The sequence below is a fragment of the Herbaspirillum sp. NPDC101397 genome (genome assembly GCF_044767325.1).
GTDB lineage: Bacteria > Pseudomonadota > Gammaproteobacteria > Burkholderiales > Burkholderiaceae_D > Herbaspirillum.
The window spans coordinates 93,211-109,459 of record NZ_JBIWNS010000001.1 but is presented as its reverse complement, the minus strand read 5'-3'; the positions used below and the strand labels follow the sequence as shown (position 1 = coordinate 109,459).

Below are 16,249 nucleotides of genomic sequence, written 5' to 3'. Positions count from 1 at the left end.
AAGCACCTGTATCCGTTTGAGAGCCAGACGCCATCATCGCGGCTATGGCGCGGGAGATAAATGGCCTGCCAGCGAATTGACTATTCGGCGCAGGCCAATAGTGTCGGCGATGCTAGCCCGCCGAACCCGGATGCTCCGTGAACAAGCTGGTGACCGCCGAGCGCAACCACACGATCTTGGGATCCTTGTGGAAGCGCCGGTGCCAGTGCATCTTGAGATCGTACTTGGGGATTTCCATCGGCGCCGAAATCACGCGCACGTTCTTCGCGCCGGCGAAGGCATTGGCTACCGGACGCGGCAATACCACTACCAGGTCGGAGCGTGCGATGATCGTTGGAATGCTCATGTAGTGCGAGGTACGCAAGACGATCTTGCGCTCGATCTTGCGCGCCACCAGCTCGGCTTCAAACATCTCCTGGCTGCGCCCGCCATCCTTGACGAAGGCATGCTCGGCCTCGGTGAATTGCTTGAGCGTCATGCGCGGCCCCTTGATCTTGTGGCCGGTGCGCACCATGCAGGTCAGGTCGTGCGAAAACAGGCGCTGCTGGAACACGTCGCTTTCCTTGATGTCCGGATAGTAGCCAAGCACCAGATCCACCTCGCCCGAGATCAGCGCCTCTTCCAACTTGTGCGGCGGCAGGCTGACCGAACGGATGCGCGTGTTGGGCGCCGCCTTTTTGAGGAAATCGAACAACGTCGGCAAAAACACGATCTCGCCGATGGCGCTGAGGCAGAACACGAATTCGTCGGTGGCGACCTCAGGATCGAAATCGGGACTGCGCAGGATCTCAGAGTCGATCAGGCCAATCACTTCGCGCGTCTTGTCGATCAGGTTCTGTGCACGCGGCGTCGGCGACATCACGCCGGCATGGCGGATGAACAAGGGGTCGCCGAATGAATGGCGCAGGCGCGCCAATGCCGCGCTGGCGGTGGGTTGGCTCAGCTTGAGCTGGGCCGCGGCGGCGGTGACGCTGCCGGTGTCGTAGACCGCCAGCAGCAGCCGCAACAGATTCAGATCGACTCTCATGATTGCCTGGTCAGATTCTCAAATTAAATGTCTCCCGCGCAGTGTGTCACAAAATGCCGCCGCGGCGATACCTGTCCAGCTGTCATGCCCGTGCCAGTTGCAAAGGCCCGCGCGCAAGTGCAACCGCCTCAAGCGGAGCGGCCTCGACCGCTCCAGTATGAAACGCGGCAATCGCCTGCGTCAACTTGCCGGCCTGCTCTTGCAGCGATTGCGCTGCGTCGGCGGCGTGTTCGACCAGCGCGGCGTTTTGCTGGGTCATGCCGTCCATCTGCGTGACCGCGGCGTTCACGCTCTCGATCCCGGCCAGTTGGCCGCCGGAGGCATCGGCAATTTCGCCGACGATGCCCGATACTTCGCGGATTGCCTGGCGCACCTTGCCGACCGTGCCGCCCAGCGCGACCGCCTGACGCAAGCCGTCGTCGACCAGCAGGACGGATGAATCGATCAGGTGCTTGATCTCGCGCGCGGCCGCTGAAGAACGCTGTGCCAATGCGCGCACCTCCACCGCCACCACCGCGAACCCGCGCCCCTGCTCGCCGGCGCGCGCCGCTTCCACCGCCGCATTGAGCGCAAGGATATTGGTCTGGAATGCAATGCCGTCGATCAGGCCGGTGATGTCGGAAATCTTACCCGAGCTCTCGCTGATCTGGCCGATGGTGCCCGTCATGGCGTCGACCGCGTTGCTGCCGGCATCGGCCAATGACGAGGCGCTGCCGGCCAGCGTGCTGGCGCGCTGCGAACTCGCCGCCGTCTCGCGCACGCGGCCGGTGAGCTGGGTCATGGTCGAGGCGGTTTCTTCCAGCGACGCCGCCTGGCGCTCGGTGCGTGCCGACAGCGCCATGTTGCCTTCCGCCAGTTGCGCGGTGGTGATGGCGACCGACCGGCTGGCGTCGCGTACGCCGACCACGGTCTTTTCGATGTGCGCCAGCAGGCGATTGAAGGCCACCGCCGACTTGCCGAATTCGTCCCTGCGCGGCATCACCGCGCGCTTGGAAAAATCCATGAACACGGTCAGCTCTTCATACTTCCCGCATTGCCTCCGCAAGCCGCCGCAGATGATGCCGATCAGATGGCGTGCACTGCATGCGCAGAGCGCGACGCCAGCCGCCATCAGCGCAGCAACCGGCGCCACATCGATGCGGGGCGCGCCGTTCATTGCCGTCAGCGCAATCGCGCCCAGCGCCAGGTTCAGCGCCGCGCAGGCGCCGAACATCAGGACCAGCTTGGTGCGAATCAGATATAAAAATGAAAACATGCGTCCCCCTGCGTTATCCATCCGCAACCGACAAGAATTTTTTGGGATGCGAGCACCGCGAGCAAATCTGCCCACGGCGCCGCGCTCAATGCGCGTCGGCGGCGACCGGCGCCGGCGTGATGCGTTCGCGGTGCAGCGAGTTGACGACAAAGAGTGCGACAGCGGCCAGCGCGGTCGGTGCGGCAATCACCTGGAACAGCGATTGCGGATTGCCCAGCGTCATCATCAGCGCGCCGCCGATGACCGAGCCGATGATCGAACCGATACGTCCCACCGCCAGCGCCCAGGCAATACCGGTTGCCCGTGCCGCCGTCGGATAGATGCCGGCGACGAAGGCGTTCATCCCGGTCTGCGCACCCACCACGCCAAATCCGATCCAGAAGGCGACGAAGGCCAGCCAGCCCGAGCTGTGGATGACGTAACCCAGCGAGATCAGCGCGATGCCCGACAGGAAATAGGAACCCGACAACACCGCACACGGATTGAATTTATCCATCATGCGCGCCAGCACGATCGCCCCGATGGTGCCACCCAGCGGCACCATGGCGCCGATACGTGCGGCAGTCGGAATCGAGTAGCCGGCATCTTTCATGATGGTCGGCAACCAGCTCGACAGCAGGTAGAACACGAACAGCGAGCAGAAGTACGTCACCCAGATCAGCAAGGTGCGCTTGGCGAAACCGCCGACGAACAATTGCGACACGGGAGATTTCTGCTTGCCGACGGCGTCACCCGCCAGGATTGTGTGCTCGCTCCAGCGCTTGTCGCCGACGATGCGCTCGATCACCTTGTGCAAGCTCGCTGCTTTCTCGGGATGCACCGCCAGATAGCGCACCGACTCCGGCAGCAGGCGCCACAGGAAGGGAATCAGCACCAGCGGCGCGATGCCGCCCAGGATCAGCACGCCGCGCCAACCGTAGCTCGCGATGATCTGCGCCGACAATTCGCCGCCCAACGCAAAGCCCGCCGTGAAGCCGCAGAAGCTCAGCGTCACCAGCAACACGCGCTGTTTCTGCGGAGAAAATTCCGAGGTCAAGGCGATGCAGATCGGCATTGCGCCGCCCAGACCGATGCCGATCAGGAAACGCATCACCGTCAGCATCTGCAGTGAAGTCGAGAACGCCGAAATCAGCGTCCCAACACCGAACACGAACATGGAAATCAGGATGGTTTTCTTGCGACCGATGCGGTCAGCCAGCGGCCCCATCAGGAACGCCCCGATCATCAGGCCGAACAGGCCGGCGCCGAAGGCCGGTCCCAGCTGGGCCGGCGACAGGCCCCATTCCTGGCGCAAGGCCGGGGCGATGTAGCCGATCGAGGCGGTGTCGAAACCGTCGATGGCGACGATGATGAAACACAGCACCAGCACCGAAATCTGGTACAGCGACAGCTTGCTGGAACTGATGATCTCATCGATCGTCACGGTTTTTTTGATAGTCATGGATATCTCCTGCTGAGTCATTATTTTTTAGTTTTTTCGTTCTTGTTCTGCTTGATCAACGATTCGCCAGATCCAGCGCGACGTCGACGATCATGTCTTCCTGCCCGCCGACCATGCGGCGCTTGCCGAGCTCGACCAGGATGTCCACGGTCTTGATGCCGTATTTGGCCGAGGCCGTTTCCGCATGGCGCAGGAAGCTCGAGTACACGCCGGCATAACCCAGCGCCAACGTCTCGCGGTCGACCCGCACCGGCCGGTCCTGCATCGGCCGCACGATGTCGTCGGCCGCGTCCATCAGCGCGTACAGGTCGCAGCCGTGGTTCCAGCCCATGCGTTCGGCAGCGGCGATGAACACCTCCAGCGGCGCATTGCCGGCGCCGGCGCCCATGCCGGCCAGGCTGGCGTCGACGCGGTCGCAGCCCTCTTCCACAGCGACCATGCTGTTGGCAACGCCGAGGCTGAGGTTGTGGTGCGCATGCATGCCGGTTTCCGTCTCCGGCTTGAGCACGTCCTTCAATGCACGGAAGCGATCGCGCACCTGGTTCATCGTCAGCGCTCCGCCCGAATCGACCACGTAGATGCAGGTCGCGCCGTAGCCTTCCATCAGCCTGGCCTGCGCCGCCAGTTCGGCCGGCGCGATCATGTGGCTCATCATCAGGAAGCCGACCGTGTCCATTCCGAGCTCACGCGCGTATTCGATGTGCTGGCGCGAAATGTTTGCTTCGGTGCAATGGGTGGCCACGCGCACGATGCGCGCACCGGCCTGGTAAGCATTCTTGAGGTCGTGGATGGTGCCGATGCCGGGCAACAGCAGCGTCGCAATTCTGGCATGTTTGACGGTGTCAGCGACAGCTTCAATCCATTCGAGGTCGCTGTGCGCGCCGAAGCCGTAGTTGAAGCTTGATCCTTGCAGACCGTCGCCGTGGGCAACTTCGATGCTGTCGACGCGAGCGGCGTCGAGGGCGGCGGCGATGCGACGCACCTGTTCGAGCGAATACTGGTGACGCACAGCATGGCTGCCGTCGCGTAACGTGACGTCGGAGATATAGATTTTCTTCATGGTGATAGTGGTGTCGGTCATCTCAATTCTCCAGTGCAGCAGTCGACAGCGCGTGCTGCGCAAAACGTTCCGCGCAGGCCAGCGCCGCGCTGGTCATGATGTCGAGGTTGCCGGCATAAGCCGGCAGGTAGTGCGCGGCGCCTTCGACTTCCAGGAACACCGAGGTCTTGAGCCCGCTGATCTTGCCGACGCCGGGGATGTTCAGCGGCTGCTCCGGGCTGATCACATCGAACTGCACGCGTTGCTTGAGGCGATAGCCGGCGACGTACTTCTGCACCTCGGCAACCATCTGCGCCACCGAGGCTTCGATCGCGGCCTGATCGCAAGGCTCGGACAGGCAGAACACCGAGTCGCGCATCATCATCGGCGGCTCGGCCGGATTGAGCACGATGATGGCCTTGCCCTTGGTGGCGCCGCCGATGGTTTCAATGGCGCGCGAGGTGGTTTCGGTGAACTCGTCGATGTTGGCGCGCGTGCCGGGACCGGCGGACTTGCTGGAGATCGACGCCACGATCTCGGCGTAGTGGACTTTGGCCACACGCGACACGGCCGCCACGACAGGAATCGTGGCCTGGCCGCCGCAAGTCACCATGTTGACGTTGCTGCTGTCGAGGTGCTGCTCCAGATTGACCACCGGCACCAGATAGGGACCGATGGCGGCCGGCGTCAGGTCGATGACCTTGATGCCGTGCGGCTGCAAGAGTGCATTGTGCTTGGGATGATCGCCGGCGCTGGTGGCGTCGAACACCACGCGGATGTCCTTGAATCCAGGCAGGTTCAACAGGCCGTTGATGCCTTCGTGCGTGATCGGCACGCCGAGACGGGCGGCGCGCGCCAGGCCGTCCGAGCCGGCGTCGATGCCGACCATGGCGCCCATTTCCAGATGCTTGCTGTTGCGCATCACCTTGATCATCAGGTCGGTGCCGATGTTGCCGGAACCGATGATGGCGACTTTCATTTTTTCGTTGCTGTTCATATGGTTTTCTCTCCTTCTCTTTAGCGTCCGAGCGCCTTGGCGCTCTTGCCGCCGATGCCGAAATGCGCCTTCGGCAATTCGTTGAGCAGCACGCGCACGCTTTCGCGCGGCGCACCGATGCTTTGTACGGTGGCCTCGGTCAGCGCCGCAATCAGCGCTTCCTTCTGCTCATCGTTGCGGCCTTCCATCAGGTTCACTTGAATGATCGGCATGTTTTTCCCTTGCTTGGTTTCTGTGGCGGATCAGGAGAACTGCATCTCGACCGAACCCAGCCATTGGTAATCGACCATGATGCGGTCGCCCTTTTCCACTGCAATCGCTTCGGTGGCGCCGCCGGTCATGATCAGCACGCCGGCCGGGATTTCCTTGCCGCGCGCGCCCAGCATGTTGGCCAGCATCGCTACGCTGGCCGCCGGATGGCCGAGCACCGCTGCACCTGACGCCACGGTGGCGACGTCGCCGTTCTTGCGCAGCACGATGCCGAGGTTGCGCAGGTCCAGGCCGCCGACCTGGCGGTACTGGTCGCCGACCACATAGCGCGCCGCCGAGGTGTTGTCGGCGATCACGCTCTTCAGGTCGAACTTGAAATTTTCATAGCGCGAATCGATCACTTCGACCGTCGCCACCACATAATCGGTCGCCGCCAGCACCTCGCCGATGTGGCAGCCCGGTCCCTTGAGCGGGCGATTGAGCACGAAGCCGATTTCCGCTTCGACCTTCGGATGGATCAGCGATGACGTGTCGATGGTGGCGCCGGTCCGGTATGCATGCAGGCCGTTGAGGAAACCGTAGATCGGTTCCTTCACGCCCATCTGCCTGATCTTGGCCGGCGAAGTCAGCCCCATCTTGAGACCCGAGACCGGCGTGCCACGCTGTTCCTTGCGCGCGCGGATCGCATCCTGGATGGCGTAGGCGTCTTCCCAGTCCATGTCGGGATGCTTGTCGGTGATCTTGCTGACGGCGGTGGCGTTGAGCTCGGCGTTTTCCAGATGTTCCGCCAGCGCCGCGATAGTTGCTTGGTCCAGTTGCATGATTTCTTGTCCTTAAATGAAACGCACCGAGGCCGAGCCGATGCCGCCCAGGCTCATGCGCAGGCTGTCGCCGGCCTGCACCGGCAGCATCGCCGCCAGCGAACCGGAGAGAATGACTTCGCCGGCTTCCAGCGGCATGCCGAGCGCGCCCAGCGTGTTGGCCAGCCAGGCCACGGCAGTCAGCGGATTGCCCAGCGCTGCGGCGCCGGCGCCGGTGGCGGCGATCTCGCCGTTCTTTTCCAGCGTCATGCCGACCGTGCGCAAGTCCAGCGTGCGCGGATCGACGGCGGTGTCGCCGAGCACGAACACACCCGAGGAGGCGTTGTCGGCGACGGTGTCTTCGATCTTGATTTTCCAGTCGCGGATGCGCGAGTCGACGATCTCGAAACATGGCAACACATAGTCGGTGGCGCGCAGCACGTCGGCTTCGGTGATGCCGGGGCCGGCCAGTTCGTGCTTGAGGATGAAGGCGATCTCGCCCTCGGCCTTGGGCGCGATCAGGCCACTCACGACGATCGCATCGCCGTCGTTGTAGACCATCGCCGACGTCAGGTGGCCGAAGTCGGGCTGGCCGACGTTGAGCATGTCCATGACGACCTTGCTGGTGACGCCGATCTTCTTGCCGATGATGCGTTCGCCGGCCTGCACGCGACGGGCGATCATGTGCAGCTGGATCCGGTAGGCGTCTTCGATGCCGATGCCGGGGACACGTCCGGTCAGCGGATCGACGGGCGTGCAGTCGACCAGTGCCTGGTACAGCTCGTTGCCGTATCTCTCGATGTCGGCGTTGTTCATGGTGCTCATGGTTTCCTCAAGGTCAAAGTTTCACGCAGACGTTTTTCAATTCGGTATAAAACTCAAGCGAATGCACGCCGCCTTCGCGGCCGATGCCGGAATGTTTCGATCCGCCGAAGGCGGTACGCAGGTCGCGCAGGAACCACGAGTTGATCCAGCAGATGCCGACGTTCAGTGCGCGACCCATGCGATGCGCAGTGCCGACGTCGCTGGTCCAGACCGTTGCGGCCAGGCCGTAGGGGGTGTCATTGGCGAGCGCAATGACTTCGTCTTCTGTGTCGAAGGGTGCGATGTGGCAGCACGGTCCGAAGATTTCTTCGCGCACCACTGCCGCGCTTTCCGGCAGGCCGGTCCAGATGGTCGGCTGCACCCAGGCGCCGTCCTTGAGCGCATCGCCGAGGACCGGAATGCCGCCGCCGGTGACCACGCTCGCGCCCTCTTCCACGGCCTTCTGGTAATACGACAGCACTTTGCGGCGATGTTCTTGCGAGACCAGCGGGCCGAAGTTGGTGCCGTCGGCCAGTGGATCGCCGAGCCTGAAGCTCTCCGCCTTGGCCTTCAATGCGGCGACGAAGTTGTCGAAGATCGAACGCTGTACGTACACGCGCTCGGTGCCGAGGCAGACCTGGCCCGAGTTGTCGAAGGCGGCGCGCGCGATGCCGGCGACCGCCTTGTCGAAATCAGCGTCGGCGAACACCACTCCAGGGTTTTTACCGCCCAGTTCCATCGATACCGGACGCACGCCTTTGGCAGCGGCCGCCATGATGGCTTCTCCGGTGCCAGTCTCGCCGGTGAAGGTGATGGCGTTGACATGTTGATTGCGCGTCAGGAATTCGCCCGCCGAGTCTTTGCCGAAACCGTGCACCACGTTGTAGACACCGGGAGGCATGCCGACTTCGTTCATGACTTCGGCCAGCAGGGTTGCGGTGGCCGGCGTTTCTTCCGATGGTTTGACGACGACGGTATTGCCGCATGCCAGCGCCGGGCCGACCTTCCAGGTCATCAGCAGCAGCGGCAGGTTCCACGGACAGATCACGGCGATCACGCCCTTGGGACCGCGCACCCCGTAGTTCAACGCCTGGCCGCCGTCCGGCGTGACCATGTCGAAGCTTTCGGTCGGTACGTTCTTGACAACGTCGGCAAAGATCTTGAAGTTGGCCGCGCCGCGCGGAATGTCGAGATGGCTCGCCAAGGAATAGGGTTTTCCGGTGTCTGCGATTTCCGCCGCAACGAATTCATCGAAGCGCGCCATGATGCCGTCGGCCACCGCGTGCATCATCTCCGAACGCTTGGCGGTCGACATCTTGCCCCACGGGCCGTTGAGTGCATCGCGCGCGGCCTGCACGGCGGCGTCGACTTCGGCCTGGCCGGCTTCGCTGATAGTGCCGATCAGCGCGTTGTTGGCGGGGTTGCGGTTCTCGAAATACCTGTCGCTCTCGACCCACTTGCCGTTGATGAAGTTGGGAAATTTGTCCCGTGCTGTTCTACTCATGTCTGTTCCTGTCCGTTCCAGTTGATTCGAATAATTGATTCAGAAAGTTGCTTCAGGGTCGCCTGCGCTCAGGTAATCCCACATGCGTTCAAAAATGCGGCCGGCGTCGGTGGCGCGCAGTGCTGCTTCTTCATCGTTCAGCACCACGCCCTGCGCTTCCAGTCCGGCGCTGCGCACCTGCAGTTCGACGCGGGCGGCGTCTTCCAGGTACCAAGTCAGGACCAATGCTTTTTCCAGCGTCGGCGCGGCGACCACGGCGCCGTTTCCACGCATGACGACGACGTTGCCCTGCCCGACCGCCTGCGCTACGCCCGCCGCCTGCTGCTCGGTGCGGATCAGTTGCGGGTCATCCCACAGCGGCACCGGCGCGGGAAAGTAAGAGCCCATGCCGTGGCGGCGCTGCGGCGTGCAGCGCGCTGTCGACAGCGACATCACGGTCGGCGGCATGCTGCGAATCACCGCGCCGAGCTCGGGACGATTGCGATAAATCTGTTGATGGATGCGCACTTCGCCGAGCACGCCTTCCGGCAGCGGTCCGTCCACCGGCACCACCACGCCGTCATCAGCGGACGTAATCAACGCCATCGGCTTCGGCGCGCACACCAGGAAATGATCGACGTCCAGACGCAGGCTGCAATGGCCGTAGGCGTGCACAAGCTTGGCGCGGGCCAGTGCGCGCGCGGCGATGCGTAACCGGCGTTGCTGTGCTGCGGATGCAGCGATGATGGATGGCGTGTTCATGCCTTGAACTCCGGAATGTCGGGCTTGGAGCCCCATTGGCAAAACGAATCAGGTTGAAACGGAAACTGCCGCGGCAGATAGGTCCGTTCGTCTTCTTCGGTGATCATGCGCACGCCGGTGGAGTACTCGTAAGTCATGCCGTCCGGCCCTTCGAAGTACAGGAACATCGCGCCCGAAGTCGGATGACGCCCGGGGCCGAAGCGGATCGGGATCTTGTGTTCCAGCAGCAGGTAGTAGGCACGCATGACGTCATCGATGCTTTCCACCTGGTGGTTGATGTGCTGGATGCCGGCGTAGGTCGAGGGGAACAGCGCGATCTTGTGATGCACGTCGTCGATGCGCAGCAGCGGCGCGGCGCCGATCCAGTCGCTCACCTTGGCGCTGGCCAGCTTGGTCCAGAAGGCTTCGTCGCGTTTGGGATCGGTAGTGCGCAGGCCCACGTGGCTGAAACCGGTGATGCCCGCATCGCGTGTCGGGAAGTAGCGGCGGCCGCTGTGATGCGGCGCCAGCACCAGGTCGATGCTGTTGCCGCTCGGATCCTTGAAGTTGAGGAAGCCGCGCACGTGGCGCTCTTCGCATTCCTGCGCGCTGCCGAGATGAATTTTGAACCGGTTGCTTTCCAGCGTCGCGGCGGCGGCGTCGAAGGCGCTGCCGTCTTCCACTTCGAATGCCGTGGTGTGGTCGCGCGTGTCGCCCTCGAAATAGCACAGCGTGTGGTCGCGGCTGTCGGAACGGAAATAGATCGCCTTCGGATCGCGGCGAACCACTTCCAGTCCGAGGATGGTGGTGGCGTATTTTTCCGCACCGGCCAGGTCGCGGGTGCCGAGACGGACGTAACGGATGTCGTGCAGATTGATCATGCCTTTTCCTTTGAAGTCGGCGCGACGTCGCGGCGCGGTTGCGATGCGGCGCGGAGGAAACAGGCACGTGTGGGCGACGACGCGATGGTCGTGGCATGTCGATGGCGAGCCATTGCTGGCTTCTGTCTCCGCCGGCCGCATCTCCGGCCACGTCGTCTGCCGACATGACTGATTGCGAACTCTTGTTGAACGTGAATGTACGCAAGCCCCTGCCATCGGGATAGCAAATGTTCTCGATAGCGACTATGTGATTTTTTTATGTCGCCGCAGCCGTCGACCATTGCCGCCGATTGCACTGCACAAGCGACTCGCAAGCGGAATGGATCGGAATGAATGAACGCAAAAAAGCGCCTCAAGGACGCAAGAAAATCGCAAAAAAAATGGCGCCGAAGCGCCATTGAAAACCGCGCCCGAAGGCGTAGCCAAGTCGTCTTCCGGAATGTGCCGGAAGATTCCTCTCAAGTCCGGATGCAGGAAAAAATCAGAACATGTGCTTGATGCCCATCATCACGCCGGCCTGGTTCTTGCCGGTGCCGACGGTGCCGCCGGCATCGATGGCGATCGCCGCCTGGCCGCCGTTCTTGATGTAGCCCAGCGAGCTGTACAAGGCGGTGCGCTTGGACAGGTTATAGGTCAGGCGGGCCACCGACAGCGTCGACTTGTTGCCGCTGCCCTTGATGTTCAGGCGCGATACCTGGCCATCCAGCACCAGCGCCGCCGAGATCGGCCACGTCGCACCGAGGTAGTACAGATCGGAGTTGGTATTGACGCCAGCTGCCGCGCGCGTCTTGCGGTCCAGCACGCCGAGACCGATCTTGACGCTGCCGACGTTGGCGTAGCCTGACAGGATGATGCGCTGGTCGGTGTTGTCGCTGCTGCTCAGGCCGCCGGCCGCGCCGGTGTTGCCGTACATGATGTCGTAGGAGACCGACGCGCCGTAGGCATTGTTGTCGTATCCCAGCAGGCCGGTCACCTGGCGGCAGGCCTTGGCGTTACCGGCGACTTCGCCGGCGCAACCGGTTGCGGCCGGACCGCCGGCAGTCGACGTGTCGCGACCAAAGCTGTAGGTGGCGCCGATCGTCACACCGGAGAACGTACCCATGTAGCCGATCGCGTTGTCGCTGCGTGCGTTCGGCAGGTAGCTGTCGAGGCTGCTGATCGAGAAGATGTTGGGACCGAGAACGTCGGACTTGAGCGTTGAGAAATAAGTCATGTTGGCCTGGCGTCCCAGCATCAGCTGACCCCATTCGCCTTTCAGGCCGACAAAGGACTGCCGTCCGAACAGGCGATTGCCCTGGCCCATGGTGCCGGTATCGACGCCAAAGCCGCCCTCCAGCACGAACAGCGCCTGCAAGCCGCCACCGAGGTCTTCCGTGCCCTTGAAGCCGATGCGCGACGGAAACTCGCCGGTCAGCGTCGGCATCTTGAAGACCGAATTGCCGGCGGCGTTGGCATTGGTGGTGTAGACCACGCCGGTGTCGACGATGCCGTAGATGGTGACCAGGCTCTGCGCCGACGCACTGCCGGCGGCGAGCATCGCTCCCATACCACTGAGGCCGATGATGCCGACCATGCTTGCTTCGGCCAATTTTTTTCCTGTTGCTTTTTTCATGCTGCTGTCTCCCTGGTGTGAAATCGTCGGGACTTGCGCAGGCGGCGTGGATGCAAGCGATTGCATCGTGCATGGGGCGTCTCGTGAACGCGCCATGGCGTGATTCGTTTCCATCGTCTCCATCGACCGCATTCATCCGGGCGCGGGAAAACCGCGCCTGGCGTGCAAGTTCTTGTTGCTCAGGAATGTACGCAAGCCGGCAAGCGTGCGACAGCAAATATTGTCTATAGCGACTATGTCCGTTTTTTATGGTGGCCTTGCACGGGCGAGCCTCAAATTCTCTACAATCCAGCCCATGAGCGATCTCTCCCTACCCCTTGATTCACAGCAGGCGTGCGCCATCTGGCTGCGTGCCCAGCGCCTCGACACGAGCGCGCCGTTCGGCGGCGGTGCGACTGCGGTACAGCTGGCGGCCGAGCATCTCGGCTATGTCCAGATCGACACCATCAACGTGATCGAGCGCAGCCACCACCACATCCTGTACACGCGCATCCCCGAATACCGGTTGGCGGATCTGGAGCACGCGCAGTCAGTGGAGAAGTCGGTGTTCGAATACTGGACGCATGCGCTGGCCTATGTGCCGACCGCCGAGTTCCGCCACTTCCTGCCGGAAATGACACGGCGCCGTCTCAATCCGCACGCCTCTTTCGCTGGCGTCGATGAAGCCGACTACGCCGCGCTGCTCAAGCGTATCCGCAAGGAAGGCGGCCTCTCGATCCGCGACATCGACGATGACGTACTGGAAGAAAAGACCCATCCTTGGGGCAGCCGCAAGCCATCGAAGCGCGCGCTGCGCTGGGGCTTCTTCATTGGCGACCTGGTGATCAGCAAGCGCACCGGCATGCTCAAGACCTACGACCTGGCCGTCCGTCATTTCGACTGGTTGCGCCGTCCCGCGCCAGTGACGGAAAAGCAGTTCGCGCAATACCTGCTACGCCGTGCGCTCAAGGCGCAGGGCATGGTCAGTCTCGATTCGATTTGTTACGGCAGCGTGCAGGCCAAGCCGCTGGTGAAGGAACTGATCGCCGCCGCCGTCAGGCGCAAGCAGCTGGTGGCGGTGCATATTGAAAGTACACCCGGGCAGCAGCACTGGGTCGAGCCGGCGCTGCTCGACGCCTTGTCCGATGGCGTCATCGCCCCGGCATCGAGCGAACGCGTGCACATCCTCTCGCCCTTCGATCCGCTGGTGATTCAGCGCAAGCGGCTGGAATTGTTCTTCGACTACGAACACCGCTTCGAAGCCTATGTGCCGGCGGACAAGCGCGTGCTCGGCTACTTCGCGCTCCCGGTGCTGGTGGGCGACCGCATTGTCGCCGCGCTCGATCTCAAGATGGATCGCAAGAGCGGCAAGCTGCTGGTGCAGCAATGGACTTGGGTGGAAAAGAAATCGAAGACGCTCAAGAGCGCCATCGAACAGGAACTGCATCGCTTCGAGCAATTCCAGAAGCAGTCGATGCGTATCGTCCTGCCGTCTGAATAGTCGTCAGGTCTCGACGGCGTTCTGTTTCAGGAACTCGACGTCCTGCAACGGCGACGCGCCAAATAGCCGGCGATATTCGCGGCTGAATTGCGAGGGACTTTCATAGCCGACCTGGTACGCCACGGTAGCGGCTTCCATGCTGCCGGTCATGAGCATGCGGCGCGCTTCCAGCAGCCGAGTCTGCTTCTGGTATTGCAGCGGGCTCATGACGGTGGCGGCCTTGAAGCGATGATGCAGCGTCGACACGCTCATGCGCACGCGCCTGGCCAGCTCGTCAATGACCATCGGTTCGGCGTAATTGGCCTTGATCCACTGGATGGCTTCGTTGACGCCCTTTTCCTGATAATGCGACAACACGGTGTGGTACAGCACGTCGCCGTTGCGCGCCGCGATCAGGCGATACATGATTTCCTGCTTGAGGATGCGCGACAAGGCCGGAATGTCTTTGGGCTGCTCCAGCAGCAACACCAGCCGCAGGAAAGCCTCCTGCAACCCGGCATCCGACTCATCGACATAAGCGCCGACGCGCGTGCCTCGCCGTGGCGGCGCCGGCAGGTTGAGTTCAATGATCAGCGCGGCGATTTCCTTGGGATCGAGATCGATGCGCACGCCGTAATACGGCTGCGCCGCCGTCGCCTCGACCACCTGACCGGACACCGGCAGGTCAATCGCCGACAGCACATAGCTGCCGGCGCCGTATTGGTTGACCTCCTTGCCGATCAGCACCTTCTTGCCGCCCTGCACCACCAGGCACATCGACGGCTCCAGCATGCCGCGGCTGAGTGCGGTCGGCTGGCTCAGGCGGATGAAGGACAGCCAGGGAATGGCGGTGTGGACGTCGCGCTGCGCCGCAGGCACGCCGTCGAAATGCGCGGCGACCTGCTCCCGCAGCCGCGCGAGCGGTGCGGTGACGGAAGTGTGACGGGAATCAGCGGCGGAAGTTTTCATGGATCGCACCATCGTAACCAATCACGGCCTTCGGTTCAACATAGGCTTCCAGACCATAAGGACCGAATTCGCGGCCAATGCCGGATTGCTTGAACCCGCCGAACGGTGCGCGCGGTTCGTCGTACAGGCCGTTGATGAAGACGCGCCCGGCGACGATCCGCGAGGCCACACGATTGGCGCGCTCCAGATCGCGACCGCTGACATAGCCGTGCAGGCCGTAGACGGTGTCGTTGGCGATCTCGATTGCTTCTTCTTCAGTGCGGTAAGTCAGGATGGACAGCACCGGCCCGAAGATTTCTTCACGGGCGATGCGCATGTCATTGGTGACGTTGACGAACACCGTCGGCCTGACGAAGTAGCCCTGCGTCAGTCCTTCGGGATGACCTGCACCGCCGGTCAGCAATTCCGCGCCCTCCTCGATGCCGAGACGGATGTAGCTCTGCACGCGCTCGTATTGCTTTTGCGTGACCAGCGGGCCGAGCATCGTATCGTCGTCGCCGGGATGACCGACTTTCATCGCCGCCACCGCTTGCTTGACCAGTACTTTCACGTCTTCCAGCCGTTGTTCCGGCACGATCAGGCGCGTCGCCGCCAGGCAGGCCTGCCCGTTGTTGAAGTAGGCCGCGGTCACCGCCTGCGGAATCGCTGTCGCCAGGTCGGCGTCGTCGAGCAGGATATTGGGCGACTTGCCGCCCAGCTCCAGCGTGACGCGCTTCATGGTGTCGACGGCGCCGCGTGCGATCTGCTTGCCCACTGCAGTGGAACCGGTGAAGGAAATCTTGGCGATGTCGGGATGACGCGTGATCTCGGCGCCGACTGTGTCGCCTCGACCGGTGACAATGTTGAACACACCAGGCGGCAGGCCGGCTTCGTGCAGGCATTGCGTCAGCAGGTGCGTCTGCATGGCGCTCAGTTCGCTGGGCTTGATGACCGCCGTGCTGCCGGCCACCAGCGCCGTCGACAGCTTGCTGCAGATGAAGCCGTAGTTGGCGTTCCACGGCGTGATCAGGCCGACTACGCCGAGCGGCTCCATGGTCACACGGGCGGTACCTGCCTGGCGCACGAAGTCGAAGCTCTCCAGCAATCCGATCGCCTGCAGGAAGCTGTTGGCCGAACGCGCCACCGTGGCGCTGCAGGAGCGGCGCGAGCCGCCGTACTCGCGGATCATGACTTCGACCAGTTCCGGCGCGCGGCGCTGGATGGCGTCATGCATCGCTTGCAGGTAACCGGCGCGCTCTTGTTTGCTGCTGCGCGACCAGCTTTTATAAGCGGCCTTGGCGGCGGCGATGGCCTGGCGCGCATCCTCCTCGTCGGCCAGGCGCACGGCGCCGATGACGGTCCTGTCGGACGGATTGATCAGCTCCATGACTTCGGTTCCATGCGGCTGGACGAAGCGGCCGTTGATGTAGATCTCGCTGATATGTTGCATGTGGACTCCCGTGAATGACGTGAGGCCATGGTAAGAGCCGCGCCGTCGGCAGCGGTAGACCAATGCTGCCGGACGATTGCCTGATCCTGCAAAGCGCTGGAT

The 16,249-nt window shown here is 62.8% G+C and carries 14 protein-coding genes and 1 pseudogene; 1 reads left to right on the top strand and 14 read right to left on the bottom strand.

Annotated features, from left to right (window positions below):
* Nucleotides 1-112 precede the first annotated feature (112 nt).
* From ACIROW_RS00495 to ACIROW_RS00440, 12 genes and pseudogenes are all read right to left on the bottom strand, one after another.
* Complete coding sequence (locus ACIROW_RS00495; RefSeq protein ID WP_402270741.1) at nt 113-1,027, bottom strand: LysR family transcriptional regulator; 915 nt, start codon at nt 1,025-1,027, stop codon at nt 113-115.
* Between the two features lie 82 nt (nt 1,028-1,109).
* Nucleotides 1,110-2,282: a methyl-accepting chemotaxis protein gene (locus ACIROW_RS00490; protein ID WP_402270738.1), complete on the bottom strand. Its 1,173-nt coding sequence runs from the start codon at nt 2,280-2,282 to the stop codon at nt 1,110-1,112.
* Between the two features lie 85 nt (nt 2,283-2,367).
* Nucleotides 2,368-3,723: an MFS transporter gene (locus tag ACIROW_RS00485; RefSeq protein ID WP_402270736.1), complete on the bottom strand. Its 1,356-nt coding sequence runs from the start codon at nt 3,721-3,723 to the stop codon at nt 2,368-2,370.
* Between the two features lie 55 nt (nt 3,724-3,778).
* On the bottom strand, nt 3,779-4,789 hold the full coding sequence (gene dmpG, locus ACIROW_RS00480) for a 4-hydroxy-2-oxovalerate aldolase (RefSeq protein WP_402272421.1): 1,011 nt from the start codon (nt 4,787-4,789) through the stop codon (nt 3,779-3,781).
* A 16-nt stretch (nt 4,790-4,805) separates the two neighbouring features.
* The gene (locus ACIROW_RS00475) at nt 4,806-5,759 is read right to left on the bottom strand and encodes an acetaldehyde dehydrogenase (acetylating) (RefSeq protein ID WP_402270734.1); all 954 of its coding nucleotides are present in this window, start codon (nt 5,757-5,759) and stop codon (nt 4,806-4,808) included.
* Nucleotides 5,760-5,779: 20 nt separating this feature from the next.
* A pseudogene (locus tag ACIROW_RS00470) lies at nt 5,780-5,974 on the bottom strand (2-hydroxymuconate tautomerase); the annotation flags it as partial.
* Nucleotides 5,975-6,001: 27 nt separating this feature from the next.
* Nucleotides 6,002-6,790 (bottom strand): 2-oxo-3-hexenedioate decarboxylase, encoded by a 789-nt coding sequence (dmpH, locus tag ACIROW_RS00465; RefSeq protein ID WP_402270732.1) that lies wholly within the window; start codon nt 6,788-6,790, stop codon nt 6,002-6,004.
* Nucleotides 6,791-6,802: 12 nt separating this feature from the next.
* Entirely contained in the window at nt 6,803-7,585 is a 783-nt protein-coding gene (gene dmpE, locus ACIROW_RS00460) for a 2-oxopent-4-enoate hydratase (protein ID WP_402272419.1), read from the bottom strand.
* Between the two features lie 22 nt (nt 7,586-7,607).
* Nucleotides 7,608-9,077, bottom strand: a complete 1,470-nt coding sequence (locus tag ACIROW_RS00455) for a 2-hydroxymuconic semialdehyde dehydrogenase (RefSeq protein WP_402270729.1) — start codon at nt 9,075-9,077, stop codon at nt 7,608-7,610.
* A 39-nt stretch (nt 9,078-9,116) separates the two neighbouring features.
* Nucleotides 9,117-9,818, bottom strand: coding sequence for a class II aldolase/adducin family protein (locus ACIROW_RS00450; RefSeq protein WP_402270727.1), 702 nt, complete (start codon nt 9,816-9,818; stop codon nt 9,117-9,119).
* Complete coding sequence (locus ACIROW_RS00445) at nt 9,815-10,678, bottom strand: VOC family protein (RefSeq protein WP_402270725.1); 864 nt, start codon at nt 10,676-10,678, stop codon at nt 9,815-9,817. The genes ACIROW_RS00450 and ACIROW_RS00445 overlap by 4 nt, the downstream gene beginning before the upstream one ends.
* A 481-nt stretch (nt 10,679-11,159) precedes the next feature.
* Nucleotides 11,160-12,251: a porin gene (locus ACIROW_RS00440; RefSeq protein ID WP_402272416.1), complete on the bottom strand. Its 1,092-nt coding sequence runs from the start codon at nt 12,249-12,251 to the stop codon at nt 11,160-11,162.
* A gap of 334 nt (nt 12,252-12,585) precedes the next feature.
* Here ACIROW_RS00440 and ACIROW_RS00435 point away from each other — a divergent pair, with 334 nt between their 5' ends.
* Complete coding sequence (locus ACIROW_RS00435; protein ID WP_402270723.1) at nt 12,586-13,770, top strand: winged helix-turn-helix domain-containing protein; 1,185 nt, start codon at nt 12,586-12,588, stop codon at nt 13,768-13,770.
* Nucleotides 13,771-13,773: 3 nt separating this feature from the next.
* Here ACIROW_RS00435 and ACIROW_RS00430 read toward each other — a convergent pair whose 3' ends face one another.
* Both ACIROW_RS00430 and ACIROW_RS00425 read right to left on the bottom strand, forming a co-directional pair.
* Entirely contained in the window at nt 13,774-14,718 is a 945-nt protein-coding gene (locus ACIROW_RS00430) for an AraC family transcriptional regulator N-terminal domain-containing protein (protein WP_402270721.1), read from the bottom strand.
* Nucleotides 14,699-16,147 (bottom strand): aldehyde dehydrogenase family protein, encoded by a 1,449-nt coding sequence (locus ACIROW_RS00425; RefSeq protein ID WP_402270719.1) that lies wholly within the window; start codon nt 16,145-16,147, stop codon nt 14,699-14,701. Before ACIROW_RS00425 ends, ACIROW_RS00430 begins: the two co-directional genes overlap by 20 nt.
* Nucleotides 16,148-16,249 lie beyond the last annotated feature (102 nt).